This window comes from Kitasatospora sp. NPDC096077 (assembly GCF_040303245.1).
Lineage (GTDB): Bacteria > Actinomycetota > Actinomycetes > Streptomycetales > Streptomycetaceae > Kitasatospora.
In genome coordinates this window covers 57,000-78,799 of record NZ_JBEOSV010000023.1, presented here as the reverse complement: position 1 = coordinate 78,799, position 21,800 = coordinate 57,000, and the positions used below count along the sequence as shown (strand labels likewise).

Sequence of the window (21,800 nt, the reverse complement as noted above, 5' to 3'; positions counted from 1 at the left end):
CACTCCCATCGTGACCACCGAAGCGTACGTCTACGACGCGATCCGCACCCCGCGCGGCCGCGGCAAGGCCACCGGCTCGCTGCACGGCACCAAGCCGATCGACCTGGTCGTCGGCCTGATCCACGAAGTGCGACGCCGCTACCCCGAGTTGGACCCGGCCGCGATCGACGACATCGTGCTCGGCGTGGTCAGCCCGATCGGCGACCAGGGCTCCGACATCGCCCGGATCGCCGCCATCGCGGCCGGTCTGCCCGACACCGTGGCCGGCGTCCAGGAGAACCGCTTCTGCGCCTCCGGCCTGGAGGCCGTCAACCTGGCCGCCGCCAAGGTCCGTTCGGGCTGGGAGGACCTGATCCTGGCCGGCGGCGTGGAGTCGATGTCCCGGGTCAAGATGGCCTCCGACGGCGGCGCCTGGTTCGCCGACCCGATGACCTCCTACGCGACCGACTTCGCCCCGCAGGGCATCGGCGCCGACCTGATCGCCACCCTCGGCGGCTTCTCCCGCACCGACGTGGACGCCTTCGCCGCCGAGTCCCAGGCCCGTGCCGCCAAGGCCCAGGCGGACGGCCTGTTCGACCGCTCGGTGGTCCCGGTGCGCGACCGCAACGGCCTGGTCGTGCTGGAGCGCGACGAGTTCATCCGCCCCGGCACCACCGTGGAGACCCTGGCCGGCCTCAAGCCCTCCTTCGCCGCGATCGGCGAGGCCGGCGGCTTCGACGCCGTCGCCCTGCAGAAGTACCACTGGGTGGAGGCCATCGACCACGTCCACCACGCGGGCAACTCCTCCGGCATCGTGGACGGCGCCGCGCTGGTCGCGATCGGCAACCGCGAGGTCGGCGAGCGGTACGGGCTGCGCCCGCGCGCCCGGATCGTCTCCGCCGCCGTCTCCGGCTCCGAGCCGACCATCATGCTCACCGGCCCCGCCCCGGCCACCCGCAAGGCGTTGGCCAAGGCCGGCCTCACCGCGGCCGACATCGACCTGGTCGAGATCAACGAGGCCTTCGCGGCGGTCGCCCTGCGCTTCATCGGCGAACTCGGCTTCCGGCACGACCAGGTGAACGTCAACGGCGGCGCGATCGCCCTCGGCCACCCGCTCGGCGCGACCGGCGCGATGCTGCTCGGGACGATCGTCGACGAGCTGGAGCGGCGCGACCTGCGGTACGGCCTGATCACCCTGTGCGTGGGCGGCGGCATGGGCGTCGCCACCATCGTCGAGCGCGTCTGACTCCCCTCCCGCCCCGGTAGACCTGGAGACCTTGAACTCATGAGCGACACCACCACCATCCGCTGGGAGCAGGACCAGGACGGCGTGGTCACCCTCGTCCTCGACAATCCCGCCCAGTCCGTCAACACCATGAACGAGGCCTTCACGGCCGATCTGGAGGCCGTGGTCGAGCGGCTGGCGGGCGTGGCCGCCGCCGGGGCGCTGCGCGGCGTGGTGATCACCTCCGCGAAGAAGACCTTCCTCGCCGGCGGCGACCTGCGGATGCTCCTCGCCGCACGCCCCGAGCACGCCGAGGTCGTGTTCGAGAAGTCGATGCGGATCAAGCGCGCGCTGCGCACGCTGGAGACCCTCGGCAAGCCGGTCGTCGCCGCCGTCAACGGCAGCGCGCTCGGCGGCGGCCTGGAGATCGCCCTCGCCTGCCACCACCGGATCGCGCTGTCCACCCCCGACAGCAGGATCGGCCTTCCCGAGGTCACCCTCGGCATGCTGCCGGGCGGTGGCGGCGTGGTCCGCACCGTGCGGCTGTTCGGCATCACCGACGCCCTGCTGAAGTTCCTGCTGGAGGGCCGCCGGTACAGCCCCGCGCGGGCGCTGGAACACGGGCTGGTGCACGAACTCGTCGACACCCAGGAGGAGTTGATCGCCCGGGCGAAGGCCTGGATCGAGGCCAACCCGACCGCCGTCCAGCCCTGGGACGTCGCCGGCTACAAGATTCCCGGCGGCACCCCCGCCACCCCGGCCTTCGCCGCCAACCTGCCCGCCTTCCCGGCCAACCTGCGCAAGCAGCTGAACGGCGCCCCCTACCCGGCCCCGCGCAACGTGCTGGCCGCGGCCGTGGAGAGCAGCCAGGTCGACGTCGACACCGCGATGGTGATCGAGGCCCGCTACTTCACCGAGCTGGCCTGCGGGCAGACCGGCAAGAATATGATCCAGGGCCTGTTCTTCGACATGCAGGCCGTCAACTCCGGTGCCGGGCGCCCCAAGGACGTCGAGCAGCGGACGGTCCGCAAGGTCGCCGTGCTCGGCGCCGGGATGATGGGCGCCGGCATCGCCTACGCCTGCGCCCGGGCCGGCATCGAGGTGGTGCTCAAGGACGTCAGCGCCGAGGCCGCCGAGCGCGGAAAGGCCTACTCCGAGGGGCTGTTGGACAAGGCCGTCGCCCGCGGCCGCTCCACCGAGGCCGAGCGGGACGCCCTGCTCGCCCGGATCACCCCCACCGGCGAGGCCGCCGACCTGGCCGGCTGCGACGCGGTGATCGAGGCCGTCTTCGAGAACACCGAGCTCAAGCACAAGGTGTTCCAGGAGATCGAGGGCGTGGTCGCCCCCGACGCCCTGCTCTGCTCCAACACCTCCACCCTGCCGATCGGGGTGCTCGCCGAAGGCGTGCAGCGCACCGGCGACTTCATCGGGCTGCACTTCTTCTCGCCGGTCGACAAGATGCGCCTGGTCGAGATCATCCGCGGCCCGCAGACCGGCGACGAGGCGCTCGCCCGCGCCTTCGACCTGGTCCGGCAGATCGACAGGACGCCGATCGTGGTCAACGACTCGCGCGGCTTCTTCACCTCGCGGGTGATCGGCCAGTTCCTCAACGAGGGCGTCGCCATGGTCGGCGAGGGCATCCACCCGGCCTCGATCGAGCAGGCCGCCGCCCAGGCCGGCTACCCCGCCAAGGTGCTCTCCCTGATGGACGAGCTCACCCTCACCCTGCCGCGCAAGATCCGCGACGAGTACCGGCGCGCGGTCGAGGCCACCGGCGGGACCTGGACCCCGCACCCGGCGGACGCGGTGGTGGACCGGATGGTCGACGAGTTCGGCCGCCCCGGCCGCAGCGGCGGCGCGGGCTTCTACGAGTACGGCGAGGACGGGCGGCGCGGGCGGCTCTGGCCGGGACTGCTGGAGCACTTCTCCGGCGCGGCCGACTCCGGCGATCCCGCCGTCGACCCCGCCGTCGACCCCTCGAAGGTCCCGTTCGAGGTCCCGTTCGAGGACCTCAAGGAGCGGATGCTGTTCAGTGAGGCGCTCGACTCGGTGCGCTGCCTGGAGGAGGGCGTGCTGACCTCGGTCGCCGACGCCAACGTGGGCTCGATCCTGGGCATCGGCTTCCCGGCCTGGACGGGCGGGGTGTTCCAGTACATCAACGGGTACGAGGGCGGCCCGGCCGGCTTCGTGGCCCGCGCCCGGGAACTCGCCGCCGCGTACGGCGAGCGCTTCGCCCCGCCGGCGCTGCTGGAGCGGATCGCGGCGGAGGGGCGGCCCTTCACCGACTGACGATCACCGGCGGGCGACCGCTGGCGGGCGATCGTTGTCGGCCAGGGTGAGTGGGGTGGGGCCGGGTCGCCACGGCCCTACCCCACCCCACTCACCCGTCCCGCTTCCCCGGCTCGTCCGGTCCCTCGCTGGACTCCGCTCCGAACTCCTCGCCCAACTCCTCCCGGAGCGACCGCTGGAAGGCGGTGACCAGGGCCTGGGCCACCATCGGCTGGATGTGGTCGGTCAGTTGCTTCATCCGGGCCAGCTCCGCCGGGTCCGGTGCGCTCTCCCGGTACGGCTTCCACACTGTCTCCCGGAACAGCCGCTGCAACTCCCGTGCCGTCGCCCGGCTGTGCTCCAGCACCACCGCGCGGGCGGCCAGCAGCGTCTCCAACGGGATCGGTACGTCCAGGATCCGCACGCCCAGCGGCAGCAGGCCCGGGTCCGCCCGGAACACCTCCGGGTCGGCCGTCCGCTCCAAGGCCCCCATCGCGACCAGGTGTTCCACCTGCTCCTCCGACAGCCCCCGGCCGGCCCGCCGCTCCACCTGCGCCCGGCCCATCTCCTCGGCCGCCTCCGGCGTCCAGGACGCCACCAGCGCCCGGTGGATCGCCAGACCCAGCGGCGTACTGTCCTCCGGCAGCCGGGCCAGGTACCGCTCGATCGCGGCCAGCGTCAGCCCCTGCCGCTGCAACTCCTCGATCAGTCCCAGCCGGTCCAGGTGTTCCGCCCCGTACAGGCCCACCCGCCGCGGCCCCAGCTCCGGCGGCGGCAGCAGCCCTTTGGTCCCGTAGAACCGCACGGTCCGCACCGTCACCCCGGCCCGCGCTGCCAACTCGTCCACCGTCAGCCGCACTTCGCCCACCCCGGAGCCGTGCTTCCCCACTTGCCGCCTCCCGCGCCGGGACACTACTGCTGTGACAGCAGTAGTGTGACAGCGCTCCGCGATCAGGTCCATCGATCGGTGCGACGGCCAAGGGTTCTCCACCACTCCACCACTCCACCACGCGGCCCGCCAGGGCCCGGTTCCGGGACCGCAGGCCCGTCGCGGCGTCCTGGCCGCCCGACCCGGCATACGCCCCTGGCGCGCCGGAACGGCCGAACCGGCACGCACCCACGTATCGGGGTGCGTGCCGGTTCGGCCGTCGCGGGTTTCCGGGCGGGCCCTGGGCTCAGGCGGCCGCAGGCCCGGCGAGGGCGGCGTGGTGACGGCGGGTGACCTCGGGGTGGGCCCGGGTGTAGCCCTTCCACTCGTTGAAGCCGAAGTCGGCGAAGAGCGGGTTGGCCGGATCCTCGGTGGCGCCGGGGGCGTGGTGGGCGAGCGGGAAGTCGAGCGGCTCGACGTGGGCGTCCAGGCGGGGGTTGTAGAAGAACGGGACGGAGAAGCGCTCGCGGGCTCCGGCCGGGCTGACCACGCGGTGGTTGGTGGCCTTGAGGTAGCCGTCGGTGGCCACCTCCAGCAGTTCGCCGAGGTTGACCACGAAGGCGCCGTCGAGCGGCGGGACGTCCAGGAAGGTGCCGTCCGGGCGCTCGACCTGGAGGCCGCCGACGGTGTCCTGGAGGAGCAGGGTGATGAAGCCGTAGTCCTTGTGGGCGCCGACGCCCTGGCCGGCGCCGTCCGGGGCGGTGCCGGGGTAGCGGACCAGCTTCAGCCGCAGGTGGGGGTGGCCCGCGAAGGCGTCGTCGTAGAAGTCGGGGCGGGCGCCGATCGCGGCGAGGAGCTCGTGCAGCAGGCGGCGGGCGACCGAACCGAGGTGGTCGATCCAGCCGAGGGCGGCGGTGCGCAGCTCGGGGAGCGCGGTCGGCCACTGGTTGGGGCCCTCCAGCCACCAGTACGGGGGCTCGCCGCTGCCGGGGGTGTGCGGGGGCAGCTCGGCGCCGATGTCCAGCTGGTCGCGCCAGTCCTGGTTGCCGCCGGTGAGCTCGTCGCCGGTGCGGGTGTAGCCACGGTAGTGCGGGGAGTTGAGGTTGCTCACGGAGAGCCGGTCGGCCTCGGGGAGGGCGAAGAAGGCGCGCATGGCTCCGGTGAGGGCAGCCGTTTCCTCGGGGGTGATGCCGTGGCCGACGAGCTGGAAGAAGCCGACACCGGTGGCCGCGGCGCGGAGTTCGTCGTGCAGCCGGCGGCGGTCCTCCGGGCTGCTGTCGGCGAGCGAGAGGTCGATCACCGGAAGGGACTCGGGAAGGGCCTGGGGGAGGTCCCCCGGGAGCGCTTCCGGGGTGGAGCCGGTTCCGGATACGGGTGCGTACTGGTGCGTCATGTGTGACATCCGCTGGTCTCGTCCCGGCTGGTTCCGGTGGTCGACCGGGGACGGACGGAGGCGCCGCCTGGTGCGGCGGGGTGCTCTCCGGTAGCCGGGAGGTGGCGGCGGCCGCTCGGGACCGCCGTGAGGGTGGGTGGCGCGAGGTTCAGCCGGAGCGTCGACAGGACATGGTCGTCACGCGGAGCAGGTCCACGTGGCGGCGGCGAACAAGGATGAGCACCTCATCAGCCTAAATGACCCGTTCGGCGGCAGGCGAGCCCCTCACGGCGGAGTGATATCCCTCACTTGTTCGAGGCCTGTCACATCGGATGGTTGCCCAGGTGGGCCTTCGGCAGTCGTCGACCCCTTTCAGGCGTTGTTGAGGTAGGCCAGGACGGCCAGGACGCGGCGGTTGTCGTCGTCGGAGGGCTGGAGGTCGAGTCGGACGAAGATCGAGGCGGTGTGCTTGGCGACCGCTCGTTCGGTGATCACCAGCTGCTGGGCGATCGCCGCGTTCGAACGGCCCTCGGCCATCAGTCCCAGCACCTGGCGCTCGCGCGGGGAGAGGGTGGAGACCGGACCGGCCGAGGAGTTGTGGGTGAGCAGCCGGGTGATCACCTCCGGGTCCATCGCGGTACCGCCCTGGGCGACCCGCCGGACGGCGTCGAGGAACTGCGTGCCGTCCAGCACGCGGTCCTTGAGCAGGTAGCCGATCCCGCCGGAGCTGCCGGCCAGCAGCTCGCGGGCGTAGAGCTGCTCCACGAACTGCGAGAGCACCAGCACCGGCAGGCCCGGGTGGGCCTGCCGGGCCGCCAGCGCCGCGCGCAGCCCCTCGTCCGTGAAGCTCGGTGGCAGCCGCACGTCGACCACCGCGATGTCGGGACGGTCGGCGGCCACCGCGGCGAGCAGCTGCTCGCCGTTCTCGACCGCTGCGGTGACCTTCATGCCGTTGGCCTCCAGCAGCCGGGTCAGCCCGTCCCGGAGGAGGAAGAGGTCTTCGGCGATGACAACGCGCACGGGATCTCCAGGTTCACGATGGTCGGACCACCGGACGGGCTGCTGATCGCGAGCACTCCGTCGAAGGCGGCCAGTCTGCGTTCGGTTCCGCTGAGGCCGGTGCCCCGGGACGGGTCCGCGCCTCCGCGCCCGTCGTCGGTCACCGATATCCGCAGCAGCCCGTCACTGTGCCCTATCTCGATCCAGATGTGCGAGGCCTCGGCGTGCTTCACCGCGTTGGCCAGGAGCTCGCTCACCGCGAAGTAGGCGGCCGACTCCACCGGAGCCGGCGCCCGGCCGGGCAGGCCGCCGGTGAAGGTGACCGGCAGCGGCAGGTCCAGCGCCGTCGCGTGGACCGCGTCGGCCAGGCCGCGGTCGGCCAGCACCGGCGGGTGGATGCCCCGGACCAGGTCCCGCAGTTCGCTCAACGCCTTCACCGAGGAGGTCCTGGCCTCGGCGAGCAGCGGCCCGAGGGCCTCCGGGTCGTGCTTCATCTGCTCGGCGACGGTCAGCAGCATCCCCAGGGCCACCAGTCGGGCCTGCGCCCCGTCGTGGAGGTCCCGCTCGATCCGGCGCAGTTCGGCCGCCCCGGCATCGATGGTGTCCGCCCGGGTGCGTGCCAGATGGCTGATCCGGTGGGCGAGTTCGGCCTGTCGGGAGGGGCCGAGCAGGGACCGGGCGGCCTTCTCGTGCAGCCGCAGGACGGGCGGGGCGGCCCACAGGATCGCGAACGGCGCCGCCCAGACGCCCATGCCGTAGACGAGCACCAGCGGGAAGAGCAGCCCGTTCCGGCCGAAGACCTCCAGGGCGAGCGGGGTCAGCACCACGATCGCGGCCGTGAACAGCACGGCGAGGCCGGTGAGGAGCGTCCAGGCGAGGTCCCGCCAGGTGGCCGGGTCGGTCAGCCAGCCGCCGGACCGCAACCGGTGCCAGGACCCGGCCGGGTCCGCCGGGTGGCGGTACGGCACCGGGACCGGCTGTCCGCTCCACCGGCCGACGAGCCGTCGGCTCTCAGTGGCGATCCAGCGCGTCCCGAACAGCCCGAGCACCAGCAGCGAGGGGGCCAGCCAGAGCGAGACGGACCGGTTGCCGGGCGCGGCGCCGCCGTACAGGTGGGTGGCCGTCACCGCGAGCGCGCCCGGGGCGAACAGCACGGCCCCGACCGCCCGGCCACCGCCGCCGGTGGCCCAGCACAGCGCCCAGAGGGCGACCGGGCCCAGCGGCACCAGCAGGATCAACGGCCCGCCCAACCCGAACTGTTGCGACTCGTCGGGGCCGAAGAGCGCGGCGCCCACCAGGACCGGCCCGGCCAGCAGCGAGATCAGCCCCGTCACGGCCAACGTCACCGCGTACCAGGCGCGTACGCCGTCCGCACAGGCCCGGCCCACCCGCCGGACCGCCTGGTCGATCACTCCTGCCCTCATGTCGCACCCCCTCCGTTCCGAGCCCCGGTTCAGGGCCCTGAGCCTGACCGCCGGAGCCCCGCGGGCCCCGGTTCCGATCTTTCGCTGGGTCAGTCTGCCCCGCCTGGAAGCCCGATGCTCTAGGCCTGAACACCCAGTTCGGGGTGTATCTGGATACACCCCCAGGACGCCGCTTAGACGGCTGTCCGCCCCCGGTCGCGGATTCGTAGCGTGATGTTCCGTCAGCCGGACCGGGCCCCTCCCGGTGCCGGACCCAGAACCCTGGAGGGCCCGTGAGCGCGCCGATCATCAGGATCCGTGGCGTCAGCAAGACGTACGACCGATCCGACGCAGCCCGTCCCGCCCTGGCCGGGCTCGACCTGGAGGTGCGGGCCGGCGAGGCGTTGGCCGTGCTCGGCCGCTCGGGCAGTGGCAAGTCCACCCTGCTGAACCTGATCGCCGGCCTCGACCGCCCGAGCGAGGGCGGCGTCGAGGTGGACGGCGTGGCCGTGCACGAGCTGGGCGAGGCCGCGCTGGCCGAGTACCGGCGGAAGCGGATCGGCATGGTGTTCCAGTTCTTCAACCTGCTGGACGACCTGAACGTGGAGGACAACGTGCTGCTCCCGGCCCAACTGGCCGGGATGCGCCGGGACCAGGCCCGGGCCCGGGCCTCGGAACTGCTGGAGCGGCTCGGGGTGGCCCGGCACGCGGGGTCCTTCCCCGGTCGGCTCTCCGGCGGCGAGCGCCAACGCGTCGCGGTGGCCCGCGCCTTGATGAACCGTCCGCCGCTGCTGCTGGCCGACGAGCCGACCGGAGCGCTGGACACCGCCTCCGCGGCCGACGTCCGCGACCTGCTCCGCCGGCTCAACGCGGAGGGTCAGACGATTCTGCTGGTCACCCACGACACCGCGCTCGCCGAGGCCTGCGCCGACCGGACGATCGAACTGCTCGACGGCCGGCTGGTGCGGGACACGGCGGCGGTGCCGGCGGCCGGTGGCCGGAGCGGGGTGGGCGCATGAGTGCGATGGGAAAGGTGGTCCGGGCCGGGGTCGGCCGCAAGCGGGTGCAGACCCTGGTCATGGTGCTCACCACGATGATGTCCGTGACGGCCTGCATCCTCGCCCTGGGGCTGGTGGTCGCCGCCCAGGCCCCGTACGAGCGCTCGTTCACCGAGCAGCACGGCGCGCACCTCAACGTGCTGTACGACCCGACCAGGGCGAGCCCCGCCCAACTCGCCGCGGCCGCGCACGCACCGGGGGTGACGGCCTCGGTCGGGCCCTACCCGGCGGTCACCCTCCAGCCGCGGTCCGGCCCGGACACCAAGATCCCGCCGCCCGGCAGCCCGCTGCCGCCGATGACGCTGGTCGGCCGCGCCCAGGACGGCCCGATGGACGACCTGCGGATCACCATGGGCCGCTGGATCGAGGGCCCCGGCGAGGTGGTCTTCCTGGACGGGCACTCCCCGCTGGCGGTCGGGGACAGCGCACAGTTCCCGGACCTGCCCGGGCACCCGACGCTCAAGGTCGTCGGCCTGGCCGCCTCCGTCTCCTGGAGCGCGGACGGCTGGGTCGCCCCGGAGCAGGTGGCCGGGCTGACCGCGCCGGGCACGGTGCCCGCCGCCCAATACCTCTACCGCTTCGCCCACGCCGCGAGCGATGCCGACGTGGACGCCGACAGCGCGGCGATCGCCGCCGCCGTGCCGAGCGGTGCGGTCGTCAAGGCGACCACCAACCGGCCCGCCCGGGAGGAGGCCAACCGGACGGCCTCGACCTTCGTCCCGTTCGTCACGGCCTTCGGGGTGCTCGGTCTGGCCATGTCGGTGCTGATCATCGGTGTGGTGGTGAGCGGCGCGGTGAGCGCCGCCACCCGGCGGATCGGCATCCTCAAGTCGCTGGGCTTCACCCCGGCCCAGGTGGCCCGGGCCTACGTCGGCCAGGCGCTGATCCCGGCCGGGGTCGGCACCGCACTCGGGGTGTTGGGGGGCAACCTGTTCGCCGTGCCGGTGCTCGGCATGGCGCACAAGGCCCTGCGCGGAGGGCTGCTCGGCATCCCGCTCTGGGTGGACGCGGTGGTCGCGGTGGCGGCCCTGGGCGCGGTGGCCGGCACCGCGCTGGTCCCGGCCCTGCGGGCCGGGCGGCTGCGCACGGTGGAGGCGCTCGCGGTCGGCCGGACGGCGCCGGGCGCCAAGCGGGCGGCCGCCGGGGCCGGCCGGGCCGGAGCGGCGGGCCTGCCGTCCCGGCTGCAGAACCTGATCGGCCGACTCCCACTGCCGCGCGCGTTCAGCCTCGGGCTGGCGTCCCCGCTGAACCGGCCCGGCCGCTCGGCGACCACGGCCGCCGCGGTGGTGCTCGGCACGGTCGGGGTCACCCTCTGCGTCGGGCTGACGCTCTCACTGGGCCTGTTCCAGCAGGGCCTGTCGGCCGATCGCGGGGGCAAGGTCGTGGTCCAGGCGCCGATCGACGGCGACAAGGCCGTCGACCACGTGGACGAGGCGGCGGTGCGGAAGGCGATCGAGTCCCGCCCCGGTACCCGGGCCTGGTACAGCAGCGTGCCGACCCCGGTCGCCGTCGCGGGGAACACCGGGCGCTCCCAGGTGGTCGCCTACAGCGGCGACGCCTCCTGGAGCGGCTTCCAACTGGTCAAGGGCCGCTGGTTCCACGGCCCCGGCGAGGTGGCGGTCAGCGCGGCCTTCCTACGGGCCAACCAGGCGAAGGTCGGTGACACCGTCACCCTGACCGACCACGGGCACAGCACCCCGGCGAAGATCAGCGGTGAGGTCCTGACCGTGGAGGACGTGGTGTTCCTGGACCGGGCCTCGCTGGAGCCGCTCGGCGGCCCGATCCACGTTGAGGCGCTCTCCTTCCACATCGACCTCACCCCGGGCACCGACGCGAAGGCCTACGCCGACGGGCTGGACGCGGCGGTGGAGCCGATGGGGCTGAGCGCGGACCCGGGCGAGGACCATCTCAACATCGTGGTGCTGGCGATGAACACCCTGGCCGTCACGCTCACACTGCTGCTCGCCGTGGTGGCGGGGCTGGGCGTGCTCAACACGGTGCTGCTGGACACCCGGGAGCGGGTGCACGACCTCGGGGTGTTCAAGGCACTGGGGATGTCGCCCCGCCAGACCATCGGCATGGTGCTCACCTCGGTCTGCGGCAGCGGACTGGTGGCCGGGTTGGTCGGAGTCCCGATCGGGATCGCGGTGCACCACCTGGTGATGCCGGCGATGGCCGAAGCCGCCGGACTCGGAGTGCCGGATCAGGACCTCACCGTGTTCTCCCCGACGGTGGTGGGGCCGCTGATACTCGGCGGCCTGGTGCTGGCCCTGCTCGGGGCACTCCTGCCCGCCACCTGGGCCGCCCGCACCCGTACGGTGACGGCGCTGCGAACGGAGTGAGGGCAGGGAGCCGGAGGGGAGCCGCCGGGACGTCGGCGGGGAGCGGAGGGGTGCGGCCGGATGTGGCCGGGAGTGCCGGGGGAGGAGGCCGGAGGCTCCCCCGCGGCCCCCGGTCCCGCCCCAGCTGCTCCCTGCCCGGCCCCGCCCCCCGCCCCCGCCGACTCCGGCTCAGGAGAGCCGGGCCGCCGCGTACGCCTCCATGGCGGCGCGCTGGTAGGCGGCCAGCCCCGGGGCGATGGCCTCGTACGCGGCGCTCCACTGCTCGTTCTCCGTGCACGAGCGCGCGATGGCGAGGTACTCCTCCACCGGGACGGTGCGGAGGCCGCTGAGCAGCTGGTACTCCTCGTCGATCATGTGCTGCGTCGGCTCGGCGTCGGCCGACTGGCCGGACGCCATCAGCTCTGCCAGGCGGACCATCCGTGCGGTCCGCTCACGCTGGCCGGCCTCGATCTCGGTCGGGGTCATCGCGGCGGTCGCCCGCCGGGCGGCCTCGGCCTGCTCGGGGAAGTCACGCAGGCTGAAGTCGATTTCGGTGGGCTGGATGCCCTCGAAGAGGTTCTCGGGTCGGTTGATGCTGGTCATGGGAGTGCCGTCCTTCCGGGAGCGTTCCAGGTCGGCGATCGTGCGCGAGACGGTGGCGGCCAGGGCGTCGATCCGGTCGCGTTCGGCGACCAGTCGGCGGTGGTGGCTCCGCAGGGACTCCAGTTCGTCCACCTGGTCCCCGAGGATCCGGGAGATCTCGGCCAGCCCCACGCCCAGTGCCCGCAGGACGAGGATCTGCTGCAGCTGCAGCAACTGCCGCTCCTCGTAGTAGCGGTGGCCGTTGGAGCCGATCCGGGCCGGGGGCAGGAGGCCGATCTCGTCGTAGTGCCGCAGGGTCCGGGCGGTCACGCCCGACATCCGGGCGACTTCTGCGATCGGCCAGGCCATTGCGCTCTCCTTCTCCCGGGCCGTCCATCGACGTGCGGTGTCGCTCGACCGGGCCGGTTCCTCCGGCCCTGGTCACGACGGTAGAAGCTGCCGCTGCGGCAACTTCAAGTCCGCAGCGGCGGTGCAGGTGTTCCGCGGACCGCCGCCCATGGTCCGCACTCCTTCTCTCCCGCGCCTTGCCTTTGCCGTCCCCTGTACGGGCGCTAACCCGCCGCCCGCGAGGGTGGGCGCACCGGAGAACGCATCCCGGAGGAATCCACAACTCCCCGTCCCAGGAGGACCGATGAAGTCTCCACCGCCTCCGCCGCCCCCACCGCCGACCGCAGCGCGGCCACCAGGGCCGCGAGCACCGGCTGCCCCCACGCCCCCTCCCGCACCGCCGCGTGCAGCGTCCGCACCGGCTCCGGTCCGCGCACCCGGCGCACCGTGACCCCGGGGTGCCGCTGGGCCAGGCCCAGCTCCGGCAGCAGCGACACGCCCAGCCCCGCCGCGACGAAGCCCTGTGCGGTCAGGTAGTCCGCGCCGTCCACCGCGATCGCCGGACGGAACCCGGCCGCGTCGCAGGCCTCGTGCACGAGGCTCCGGCAGGGGCCGGGCGGTTCGGCGCCCACCCAGGGCTCGTCCGCGAGCTCGGTCAGCTCCAGGACGCGCCGTGCGGCCAGCCGGTGTCCCCGGGGCAGCACGGCGCGGTACGGATCGTCGTGCAGGTGCACCAGCCGCAGGCCGGTCGGGGCCGTCTTCTCGGACCGGAACACCACCGCGAGGTCCGCCCGGCCGTCCTGCACCTCGCCGAGCGGGTCCGCCGGGTCGGTCAGCCCGAGGTCGAGCCGTACACCGGGGTACTCCCGGCGGAAGAGTGCGACGGCCGGGGCGACCAGGGCGGCGCCGGCGGTGGCGAAGTAGCGGACGGTCAGGCTGCCGCTGCGCCCGGCCCGCAGGTCGGCCAGGGCCGCGCCCGCCTCGGCGACCTGCCGGTCGATGGCGGCCGCGTGGCGGGCCAGCAGCAGTCCGGCGGCGGTCGGCCGCACCCCGCGCCCGATCCGCTCCAGCAGGGCCGTCCCGGTCTCCCGCTCCAGCGTCGCGACCTGCTGGCTGACGGCGGACGGGGTGTAGCCGAGCGCTCCGGCGGCGGCGCTCACCGAACCGTGGTCGACCACGGCGCGCAGGACCTGCATCCGGCGGACGTCGAGCGAGGCATTCATGCAGCGCAGCTTAAAGGTCGTGAAGAACTTTTCGCTTGTGCTACCTGATCATGTCGCGCGACCGTCATCAGGCACCTCCCCGGCACCCACCGGCGACCACCACCGTCCACCAGTGCCCGTCACCCACCAGCGCCCGTCACCCACCAGCGACCGAAACGGACCATGCGCCCCGACTCCCTCTGGCGGATCCCCGACTTCCGCACCCTCTTCGCCGCCACCGCCCTCACCCAGCTCGGCACCAACGTCGGCTACGTCGCCGTCCCCCTGGTCGCCGTCGCCGCCCTCCACGCGGGCCCGGGGCAGGCCGGCCTGCTCGCCACCCTGAGCACCCTCGCCTTCCTGCTCATCGGCCTGCCCGCCGGCGCCTGGGTCGACCGGATGCGCCACCGCCGCGTCCTGATCGTCGCCGACCTGGTGAAAGCCCTGCTCTACGCCTCCGTCCCGCTCGCCTGGTGGCTGGGCGGCCTCACCCTCGGGCAGCTGTACGCGGTCGCGCTGCTCACCGGCGCCGCCACGGTGTTCTTCGACGTCGGCTCGCAGAGCGTGCTGCCCGGACTGGTCGGCCGCCGGCACCTGGTGGACGCGAACGCCGCCGTGGTCGGCCTGATGGCGGTCGGCAACGTCGCCGGCCGCGGCGCGGGCGGGATGCTGGTCCAGCTGCTCGGCGCACCGTCGGCGATCGTGGTGACCGCGCTCAGCCACCTCGGCTCGGCCCTGCGCCTGACCACGCTGCATCCGGCCCCTCCCGCCACCGCCGCTCCCGCCACCGCCGGAACCGCCACCGCCGGAACCGCTCCCACCGTCGGCCTCGGCCCCCAGATCGCCGAGGGCCTGCGGCACGTCCTCGGCAACCCGCGGCTGCGTGCACTGGCCGCCACCGCGGCCCTCAACAACCTCGGCTCGCAGCTGGTCAACACCCTGCTCCCGGTGCTGTTCGTGCGGGAACTGCACCTCCCCGCCGCGGCGTTGGGCCTGTTCTGGGCGGCCGGCGGGGTCGGCATCCTGCTCGGTTCGCGCTGCGCCCGCCCGATCTCCGCCCGGCTCGGCGACGGTCGCACCCTCGCCCTGGCGGGCCTGTGCGCGGCGCCCGCCGGGCTGCTGGTGCCGTTGATCGACGGTGGGCCGTGGCTGCTGCCGGCCGGGGCGGGGTGGCTGCTGGTCTCGCTCAAGACCGGCATGGACAACGTGCTCGGGGTGAGCCTGCGCCAGCGGATGACCCCTGATCCGCTGCTCGGCCGGATGAACGCGACCTTCCGCTTCCTGCTGACCGGCGCGCTCGCGATCGGTTCGGCGCTCTCCGGGCTGCTCGGCGAACTCCTCGGCGTGCGGACCACGCTCTGGTTCGGCGGGGCGGTCCTCGCCACGGCCTTCCTGCCGGTCTACCTCTCCCCGCTGCGGGCGCGCACCGGCCGTCGCCCACCGGTACCACCGGCACCACCGGCACCGACGGCGGCGGTCGGCCGCCCGGCTACCGCCCCGGACCGAGGCCGTGCCCCGGCTGCCAGTCCAGCCCGGGGTTCGGGCGCGGACGGAGGGTGCGCACCAGTGAGCTGACCGACCAGACCACCACCGTCAGCAGCCCGTAGAACAGCAGCAGCGCCCAGAACGGGGTGGTGGACAGGCTCTGGTCCTCGAACCGGCACCAGGCGTCCGGCGGCAGCCAGGACGCCCCGGTCTCCAGCAGCCGCCCGCCGCCCGACACCAGTCCGCGCTCGCAGCGCTGCCCGTAGTCCAGCGACCGTACGTACAGCAGGCCGTACACCGTGCCGGCCGAGGCGAGGGAGAGGACGGCGCTGATGCCGAGGAGCATCGCCCGTCTTCGCCCGGCCGCCGTACGGATGTTCGTCACCGGGGCAGCGTACCGGCGCGACGGCCCCGACCGGGCGTGGATCAAGACCCGCCCAGATGTGGATCAAGCCCTCCACCCGCCCCCGGATCACCCAGCCCGGGGCACCCGCCCCGGGACCACCCGCCCCGCGTCACCCGAGCAGCCCGCCCATGTGCCCGTCCTCCGCGAGCAGCCGCCAGGAGCGGCCGGGCGAGGCGAAGGCCTCGGGGTCGACGCCCTCGACCAGCCGGTCCACCACGGTGCTCAGCAGCGACTGCGGGTCGAACACCGCCCAGGTGTCCTGGCCCCGGCCGTAGTCCCAGCGGTCCCATTCGGCGCGCAGCCGCTCGTACGTCCACAGCGCGTAGAGCAGGGCGGACAGGTCGCGGTTCAGATAGGCCTCGGGCTGGCCGTCGTCGTACCAGTCGGGCAGTTCGAGTCGGCCGGTGGTGCCGTCCAGGGCGATGGTGAGGTCGGTGGGCCAGTCCCCGAGGGCGAGGAAGTCCCGCTGGTACGGGCGCTCCTCCTCGCCGTCGAAGTACTCCGGGTACGCCTCCGCCATGGTGACCAGCGGCTCCTCGCACACCCCGAACATCGCCCCGCCGAGCGGCAGCCCGACCTCGGTGAGCAGCTGCCGGGTCGGCTCGTGCACCAGGGCGGCGGGCAGCGCCTCCGGCCGGAACCGGTGCACCAGGCCCTCGCCGCCGTCCTCGTCGGTCAGTGCCGCGAGCTCGGCCACCAGCTCCCCGCCGACCTGGTACGCGGGCCCGTCCGGGCCGCCGGGCAGCGCGCCCCAGCCCAGGGTCCGCACCAGCAGCGCCGTCCCCCAGTGCGCGGGCGCGGCACCGGGCCGGAACAGCCCGGGGTCGATCTCCCGCAGCCGCCGTTCGGCCTCCGCCATCACCTCGGCCACCACCGCGGGCCCGCGCCGTCCGCCCCGCGCTTCCGGGTGCCGGGCCGCCTCGCCGACCGCCTCGACCTCCCGTACCAGCGAGGCCAGCGCGGCGAGGTCGGTGGCCAGCGGGTCCCGCAGGGGGCCGCCGTTGCCCAGGGACACCTCACCGGTGCTGCCGTCCAGCAGTACCAGGTTGCCGACGGCGGCGAACGGGGTGCAGTAGTCGGTCTCCCCGAGGACGTAGAGCCGCTCGGGACCGTCAGTCGGGAAGGCCCGCAGCGTCCCGCCGCCGAGTGCCCCGAAGTCCAGGAACGCCCCGGCCGCCGGCAGGCCCTCCCGCACCAGGAACTCCCGGCTCCCCTCGTGCACCACCCCGCCCGGCAGCCCGGCCACCCGCACACACCCCACGTGCCCCGCCCTTCACGGTTCCGCCCCTCGATCCACCAGACCCTAGCGGGCCGACCCGACAGCGCCACGGGGGTTTCACCGGCGGACGCCTACGGCAGCGGTACGTCGTCCACGTTCCACCGCTCCGGCAGGTCCGCGTCGCAGAACACGCAGACGTGGTGCCCCTCCCGGACGATGCCGCAGCGCCCGCACCCGGGGCAGCGGCGGAACACCACCGGGTCGGTGAAGCTGCCGGGGTGCGGCAGCGCGAGCCGGTCGAGGGCGGCGGCGACGGCGGGCCAGGAGGCGACGTCCGGGCAGTAGCCGGTGGACAGGTTGCCGACCGTTCCGACCTCCCAGCCCCCGCCCGCCCTCCCACCTCCGCCGCCGTCCCTGTCGCCGCCCCCGCCGCCGTCCGACCGTCGGAACCCGATCTCCCCGGCGCTCAGCACCAATTCCCCACCCGCGCAGGCCACGTGCTCACTGCGGCGCGGGGCGAGCCGGAGCGCCCCGCCCAGGTCGACGGTGAAGGTGAACGGTTCCGCTAGCTCCGCCGCCGTCCGCGCCGCCGCCCAGTCGGCGAACTCTCCCTCGGTCCTGACCGGTTGGCCGCCGGGGCTTCCGAGGTCCACCGCCCACTCCCACAACTCCGGCGGGCCCACGTACCGGTACGCCCGCCCGAAGCCCGCTTCGACCTCGGCCGCGACGCCCCGCTCGGCGAGTCGCGCCCGCCGCCACGCCATCTCGACGGCCGTCCCGGTCAAGCCGAACTCCCTCAGCTCGTCCAATAGTTGACGCGCCAGCCCGAGTGTCACGCCGGGCTCCGCCCGCAGTACGCGCAGCGCCGCCACCGGATCGCCGAGCGGTCCCGGGAGCCGCAGCCGGGCCGGGCCGTGGGCGGTCAGCAGGGCCGTGCGCCCTTCCGCCGGCATCGCCTCCGGGCCCGAGTAGTCGCATGCGGTCAGCTGGCAGGACGGGCAGTCGTGCTCGTCGTACCAGCGCAACTCCGTGCCGTGTTGCAGGAATTGCCCGATGCTCCGGACGGCGGCGCCCCCGCAGCACTCGCAGCGGACGGTCGTCCGGACCCCCTGCTCCGCGCCCGGCGTCCCCACCTCAGGCGAGCCCGCCGGCCCGTCGGGCGGCCTGCTCCACCCGGTCGTGGTGCGTCTGCCACCAACTCGGCTCTCCGGGAGCCATGTTGGCGCCGTCGGACCGCTGGCCGACGGCGCCGTCGATGAGTTCGCGGACCAGGTCGGCGTGGCCGGCGTGCCGGTGGGTCTCGGCGATCAGGTGGACCAGCACCCGGTGCAGGGTCTGCTTCGGGCGGTCGCCGAAGGGGAGTTCGCCGATCGCGTCCAGCGGCAGCGCCTCGACGGTGGCGTCCGAGTGGGCCCAGACCCGGCGGTAGCGCCCGAGGATCTCCTCGGTGCTCTCGTCCGCGCGGGCCCACAGGTCGCCGTTCGGTTCGTCGGTGCCGATGAACCACAGCGGGGTCGGTTCGGGGAAGGGCCGTCCGAAGGTCTCGCCGAGGTACAGTGCCTCGGCCCCGGTGACGTGCTTGACCAGCCCCAGCAGGTTGGTGCCGGTGGGTGTGAGCGGTCGCCGGAGGTCGTACTCGGAGAGGCCGTCCAGCTTCCACACCAAGGCGTCGCGGGCGTCCTGGACGTAGATCCGCAGGTCGTTCTTGTCGTCGTCCGCCGTCACGTTCCTCGTCACGTCCGCCGTCACGTTCGTCGTCATGGGACCAGTGTGTTGAGCTGCGCGGACCTGTCCACCGGTTTTGATCGCCGACGGACGGTCAGGCACCCGACCACAGCTGCCCGGCACCGGTCGGCGGACCGGCACCGGGAGGCGAAGCGACGCCGGTCAGCGGACGACGTCGAAGACCTGCTTCTGCAGGCCGTTGGGGTAGACCTCGTACTCGACCAGGGCCAGCTTCTGGGTGTCCTTGTCCGTGCTGCTGAACAGCCGCTTGCCGGCGCCGAGCAGCAGGGGGTAGACGAGCAGGTGGTAGCGGTCGATCAGGCCGGCGTCCGAGAGGCTGTGGTTCAGGTCGGCGCTGCCGTGGAGGATGATCGGGCCGCCCTCGCCCTCCTTCAGGGCGGCGACCTGGTCGAGCGAGCGCAGGATGGTCGTCTCGCCCCAGTTGGGGACCAGGTCGTCCTCGGCGAGGGTGGTGGAGACGACGTACTTCGGCAGCGTCTTGTAGCGGGCGAACTCGGCCATGTCCGGCCACACCGGGCTGAAGGACTGGTAGCTGACCCGCCCCATCAGCATGGCGGCGGCCTCCTCCTGCTCCCTCCCCTTGATCTCGTAGGCCGCGGGGACGAATTCGACGTCCTTGAAGGTCCAGCCGGAGTTCCGGTAGCCGGGTTCGCCGCCGGGGGCCTCCATGACGCCGTCGAGCGAGATGAAGGCGGTGCTGATCAGGGTGCGCATGGGTGGTTCCTCTTTCGTGCGTCCGTGCGGTCGGGGGAAGGCGGAGGGAGGCGGAGGGAGACGGAGGGAGACGGAGGGGGCGGGGTGTCAGGCGAGGAGCGCGGTCAGCCAACGCTGCCAGGACGCTTCGGCGTCCTCCGGTGCCGCGCCGAAGAGGTGATGGAACATCAGCGCCATGCCCCTGCCGTGGTGGAAGGTGAGGAGGGCGTCGGCGGTGCGGATCCCGAAGCACTCGTCGTCCGCGCGGACCACCTCGCCGTCCAGCGGCGGCAGCCCGGCCGGCTCGGCGTGGGCCCGGGCGCCCACGGTGACCGGGAGCGGCAGCGACAGGGCCCGGGCGAGGGCGGCCCGGACCTCCGGACCCGGCCGCTCGGGGGCCGGGGCGGCGGCGAAGACCGGCGTGCCGGTGCGTCCCGGGAAGTGGGTGAGGTACTCGCGGAGGGTGTGCAGGTGGAACGGCCAGCCGCGGCGCAGCGCGTCGTACTCGTCCTGCCAGTCGTCGCCGAGCAGGCCGCTGTGGACGACGCGGAGCACGGTGCTGCCGCCGTCCCGTCCCTCGATCAGGTACTCGAAGGCCATGAACCGGCCGTCCTCGGCGGTGGTGGTACGGGTGGCCAGGCGCTTGCCCGGCTCGTAGGCGGTGACGAGGGCCTGTGTGCGGTGGCCCCCGGTCTCCATGACGAGGGTCCCGCCCTCGCGCGGGTCGAGTTCGTTGCGTCCCATGAACCAGGAGTCGATGCCCGGTCCGGTGGCGATCGCCTCCCAGACCTGTTCCGGGCTCGCGGGGAGGATCGTCTCCAGCTCGATCTCGAACGGGTGGGTCATGTCCGGTCCTCCTGAACGGGCTCGGGGGTGACGGTGGGTGTGGGTGTGGGTGTGGGTGTGGGTGTGGGGGCGGTGGCGGCCTCGGTGCCGGGCTGTGCCGCCGAGGGGATCTGGTGCAGCCCGACCACCACCCGGTGGCTGCGCCCCCCGGGCGCCGACTCGTCGTGGTAGCGGCTGACCAGGGTGGCCACGCTCCGGGCCAGTTCCTCGGCGAAGGCCGTCCGGTCGGCTGCGGAGGCGAACCGCACCTGGGCGTCGATGCCGAAGGTGGCGACCCGCCGTTGGGCGCGGGCGGCGCCGGTCAGCAGGGCGCCGACCTCTTGGACCAGCCGGGCGCCGAGGGCCAGCAGCCAGCGGGCGGAGAGCTGGTCGGGCGAGCGGGAGGGGTCCGGGCTCACGGCGGCCAGGGCGCTGGGGGAGATCACGTAGGAGGCGGCGGTGGCGCGGTACACCCGTTCGGTCACATTGCCCTTGCGCCGTTCCTCGGCGAGTTCGACGAGTCCGTGCCGTTCCAGCTCCTTCAGGTGGTAGTTGACCTTCTGCCGGGGGAGCCCCAGGCGGGTGGCCAGCATGGCGGCCGAGCCGGGCTCGGCGAGGGAGGCGAGGATCCGGGACCGTATCGGGTCCAGGGAGGCCTCGGCTGCGGCGGGTTCTTCGATCACGGCGACGTCCAGCACCGTTCCAGCATTCAACCGACAAGAAAAATTGTCAAGGAAAAAAGTCTTGTCGGTAGCCCGATGGCGGCCCGGCGGGATGGTGCGCGGGCGGCCCCGACGGAGGCTCGATGGCGGCTCCGAGGGCGGTGCCGGGGCGGTCCGATCGACTGAACGGCATCGCACGTTCGGCGCATCCGACACGGAGCGTGACGAATGGGGGCGACGGCGCGGACTTGAATCTTTACGAACGGATGTTCGATCCTGGGGCTGTGTCCGTTTTCGAATCTGTTTTCGAATCCACCGCCGACCAGCTCGAACGCCCCGCGCTGCGCCCGGTGGCGCTCCCGGCTGCCGCGCCCGAGAACGGGCTGAGCGAGTCGAGCGGGCAGGGCGGACCGGGCACGCACCCGGCGGCCGGGCACGGACTGCTTCCGGTGGTGCCCGCCCTGCGCGAGGTGCTGCCGGACGGCGGGCTGCGACGCGGCACGGCGGTCTCGGTGGCGGGCGGGGACGCCGGACTGCTGCTGGCCCTGGCCGCCGGGGTCCGGGAGACCGAGGGCGGCTGGGCCGCGGCGGTCGGGCTGCCGGACCTGGGACTGGCCGCCGCCGAGGGGTACGGGCTGGACCTGCGCCGCCTGCTGGTCGCGGACGACCCGGGGCAGCACTGGCCCGAGGTCGTGTCGGTGCTGGCCGGCGCGGTCGAACTGATCATGCTGCGCCCGGACGGGCCGGTACCGCCGAAGCTGGCCACCCGACTGGCCGCCGTGCTGCGGCGCAGCGGTTGCGTGCTGCTGGTGGCCGGGCCGTGGCCGGGGGCGGTGCTGCGCCTGGGGGTGCGCTCCGGGCGCTGGTTCGGGCTGGGGGACGGCTACGGCCAGCTCGCCGGGCGGCAGGTGGAGGTGGTGGCCGAGGGGCGCGGCGCGGCGGTGCGCGGCCGGTCGGCCCGGCTCTGGCTGCCGGACGAGCACGGCGCGGTGCGCCCGGTCCGGGAGCAGCCGCAGGCCGCGCCGGGGCCGGAGGCGGTGCCGGCGGCGGAACTGGTACCGGCGGCGGAGCTCGTACCGGCGGCAGAACTGGTACCGGTGACGGAGCCGGCGCCGCCACGCGTGGCGGCGGTGGTCTGA

General features: G+C 73.8%; 19 protein-coding genes. 6 read left to right on the top strand and 13 right to left on the bottom strand.

What is annotated here, in order from left to right:
- Window positions 1-10 precede the first annotated feature (10 nt).
- Together ABTZ03_RS21125 and ABTZ03_RS21120 are read left to right on the top strand one after the other, a co-directional pair.
- Entirely contained in the window at window positions 11-1,225 is a 1,215-nt protein-coding gene (locus ABTZ03_RS21125; protein ID WP_350514563.1) for an acetyl-CoA C-acetyltransferase, read from the top strand.
- A 39-nt stretch (window positions 1,226-1,264) separates the two neighbouring features.
- Entirely contained in the window at window positions 1,265-3,493 is a 2,229-nt protein-coding gene (locus tag ABTZ03_RS21120) for a 3-hydroxyacyl-CoA dehydrogenase NAD-binding domain-containing protein (RefSeq protein WP_350514562.1), read from the top strand.
- Between the two features lie 91 nt (window positions 3,494-3,584).
- Here the strand turns inward: ABTZ03_RS21120 and ABTZ03_RS21115 are convergent, their stop codons facing one another.
- The 4 genes from ABTZ03_RS21115 to ABTZ03_RS21100 form a co-directional block, all read right to left on the bottom strand.
- Window positions 3,585-4,424, bottom strand: a complete 840-nt coding sequence (locus ABTZ03_RS21115; RefSeq protein ID WP_350514627.1) for a MerR family transcriptional regulator — start codon at window positions 4,422-4,424, stop codon at window positions 3,585-3,587.
- A gap of 223 nt (window positions 4,425-4,647) precedes the next feature.
- On the bottom strand, window positions 4,648-5,742 hold the full coding sequence (locus ABTZ03_RS21110; RefSeq protein WP_502894532.1) for an isopenicillin N synthase family dioxygenase: 1,095 nt from the start codon (window positions 5,740-5,742) through the stop codon (window positions 4,648-4,650).
- A 342-nt stretch (window positions 5,743-6,084) separates the two neighbouring features.
- Window positions 6,085-6,732 (bottom strand): response regulator, encoded by a 648-nt coding sequence (locus ABTZ03_RS21105; RefSeq protein WP_350514560.1) that lies wholly within the window; start codon window positions 6,730-6,732, stop codon window positions 6,085-6,087.
- Window positions 6,684-8,135, bottom strand: coding sequence for a sensor histidine kinase (locus ABTZ03_RS21100; RefSeq protein ID WP_350514559.1), 1,452 nt, complete (start codon window positions 8,133-8,135; stop codon window positions 6,684-6,686). The genes ABTZ03_RS21105 and ABTZ03_RS21100 overlap by 49 nt, the downstream gene beginning before the upstream one ends.
- Before the next feature lie 272 nt (window positions 8,136-8,407).
- Between ABTZ03_RS21100 and ABTZ03_RS21095 the strand changes: the two genes are divergently transcribed.
- The gene (locus ABTZ03_RS21095; RefSeq protein ID WP_350514558.1) at window positions 8,408-9,133 is read left to right on the top strand and encodes an ABC transporter ATP-binding protein; all 726 of its coding nucleotides are present in this window, start codon (window positions 8,408-8,410) and stop codon (window positions 9,131-9,133) included.
- On the top strand, window positions 9,130-11,514 hold the full coding sequence (locus ABTZ03_RS21090) for an FtsX-like permease family protein (protein ID WP_350514557.1): 2,385 nt from the start codon (window positions 9,130-9,132) through the stop codon (window positions 11,512-11,514). Before ABTZ03_RS21095 ends, ABTZ03_RS21090 begins: the two co-directional genes overlap by 4 nt.
- A 168-nt stretch (window positions 11,515-11,682) precedes the next feature.
- On the opposite strand, the gene ABTZ03_RS21085 is transcribed toward ABTZ03_RS21090, so the two are convergent.
- Both ABTZ03_RS21085 and ABTZ03_RS21080 read right to left on the bottom strand, forming a co-directional pair.
- Window positions 11,683-12,444, bottom strand: a complete 762-nt coding sequence (locus ABTZ03_RS21085; RefSeq protein ID WP_350514556.1) for a MerR family transcriptional regulator — start codon at window positions 12,442-12,444, stop codon at window positions 11,683-11,685.
- A gap of 203 nt (window positions 12,445-12,647) precedes the next feature.
- Window positions 12,648-13,619, bottom strand: coding sequence for a LysR family transcriptional regulator (locus tag ABTZ03_RS21080; protein ID WP_350514626.1), 972 nt, complete (start codon window positions 13,617-13,619; stop codon window positions 12,648-12,650).
- 189 nt (window positions 13,620-13,808) lie between these two features.
- Between ABTZ03_RS21080 and ABTZ03_RS21075 the strand changes: the two genes are divergently transcribed.
- Window positions 13,809-15,200, top strand: coding sequence for an MFS transporter (locus tag ABTZ03_RS21075; RefSeq protein ID WP_350514555.1), 1,392 nt, complete (start codon window positions 13,809-13,811; stop codon window positions 15,198-15,200).
- Here ABTZ03_RS21075 and ABTZ03_RS21070 read toward each other — a convergent pair.
- The 7 genes from ABTZ03_RS21070 to ABTZ03_RS21040 form a co-directional block, all read right to left on the bottom strand.
- The gene (locus tag ABTZ03_RS21070; protein ID WP_350514554.1) at window positions 15,115-15,495 is read right to left on the bottom strand and encodes a hypothetical protein; all 381 of its coding nucleotides are present in this window, start codon (window positions 15,493-15,495) and stop codon (window positions 15,115-15,117) included. The genes ABTZ03_RS21075 and ABTZ03_RS21070 overlap by 86 nt on opposite strands.
- Window positions 15,496-15,625: 130 nt before the next feature.
- A complete protein-coding gene (locus ABTZ03_RS21065) occupies window positions 15,626-16,762 on the bottom strand; it encodes an SUKH-4 family immunity protein (protein WP_350514553.1) in 1,137 nt (378 codons plus the stop codon).
- A gap of 104 nt (window positions 16,763-16,866) precedes the next feature.
- Window positions 16,867-17,760: a hypothetical protein gene (locus tag ABTZ03_RS21060; protein ID WP_350514552.1), complete on the bottom strand. Its 894-nt coding sequence runs from the start codon at window positions 17,758-17,760 to the stop codon at window positions 16,867-16,869.
- A 109-nt stretch (window positions 17,761-17,869) separates the two neighbouring features.
- On the bottom strand, window positions 17,870-18,496 hold the full coding sequence (locus ABTZ03_RS21055; RefSeq protein WP_350514551.1) for a DinB family protein: 627 nt from the start codon (window positions 18,494-18,496) through the stop codon (window positions 17,870-17,872).
- Between the two features lie 126 nt (window positions 18,497-18,622).
- Window positions 18,623-19,195 carry a dihydrofolate reductase family protein gene (locus ABTZ03_RS21050; protein WP_350514550.1) on the bottom strand — a complete coding sequence of 191 codons (573 nt, stop codon included), beginning with the start codon at window positions 19,193-19,195 and terminating at the stop codon, window positions 18,623-18,625.
- Between the two features lie 87 nt (window positions 19,196-19,282).
- Window positions 19,283-20,020, bottom strand: a complete 738-nt coding sequence (locus tag ABTZ03_RS21045) for an SRPBCC family protein (RefSeq protein WP_350514549.1) — start codon at window positions 20,018-20,020, stop codon at window positions 19,283-19,285.
- Entirely contained in the window at window positions 20,017-20,697 is a 681-nt protein-coding gene (locus tag ABTZ03_RS21040; protein WP_350514625.1) for an ArsR/SmtB family transcription factor, read from the bottom strand. Before ABTZ03_RS21040 ends, ABTZ03_RS21045 begins: the two co-directional genes overlap by 4 nt.
- A 248-nt stretch (window positions 20,698-20,945) precedes the next feature.
- Here ABTZ03_RS21040 and imuA' point away from each other — a divergent pair, with 248 nt between their 5' ends.
- Window positions 20,946-21,800, top strand: coding sequence for a DnaE2-dependent mutagenesis accessory factor ImuA' (gene imuA' / locus ABTZ03_RS21035; RefSeq protein ID WP_350514548.1), 855 nt, complete (start codon window positions 20,946-20,948; stop codon window positions 21,798-21,800).

Bases quoted from the DNA above. Each gene is read 5' to 3' on its own strand.
- ABTZ03_RS21120 (WP_350514562.1), top strand. From the start codon at position 1,265: ATGAGCGACACCACCACCATCCGCTGGGAGCAGGACCAGGACGGCGTG.
- ABTZ03_RS21110 (WP_502894532.1), bottom strand. From the start codon at position 5,742: ATGTCACACATGACGCACCAGTACGCACCCGTATCCGGAACCGGCTCC.
- ABTZ03_RS21100 (WP_350514559.1), bottom strand. From the start codon at position 8,135: ATGAGGGCAGGAGTGATCGACCAGGCGGTCCGGCGGGTGGGCCGGGCC.
- ABTZ03_RS21090 (WP_350514557.1), top strand. From the start codon at position 9,130: ATGAGTGCGATGGGAAAGGTGGTCCGGGCCGGGGTCGGCCGCAAGCGG.
- ABTZ03_RS21085 (WP_350514556.1), bottom strand. From the start codon at position 12,444: ATGGCCTGGCCGATCGCAGAAGTCGCCCGGATGTCGGGCGTGACCGCC.
- ABTZ03_RS21080 (WP_350514626.1), bottom strand. From the start codon at position 13,619: ATGCAGGTCCTGCGCGCCGTGGTCGACCACGGTTCGGTGAGCGCCGCC.
- ABTZ03_RS21075 (WP_350514555.1), top strand. From the start codon at position 13,809: ATGCGCCCCGACTCCCTCTGGCGGATCCCCGACTTCCGCACCCTCTTC.
- ABTZ03_RS21055 (WP_350514551.1), bottom strand. From the start codon at position 18,496: ATGACGACGAACGTGACGGCGGACGTGACGAGGAACGTGACGGCGGAC.
- ABTZ03_RS21050 (WP_350514550.1), bottom strand. From the start codon at position 19,195: ATGCGCACCCTGATCAGCACCGCCTTCATCTCGCTCGACGGCGTCATG.
- ABTZ03_RS21045 (WP_350514549.1), bottom strand. From the start codon at position 20,020: ATGACCCACCCGTTCGAGATCGAGCTGGAGACGATCCTCCCCGCGAGC.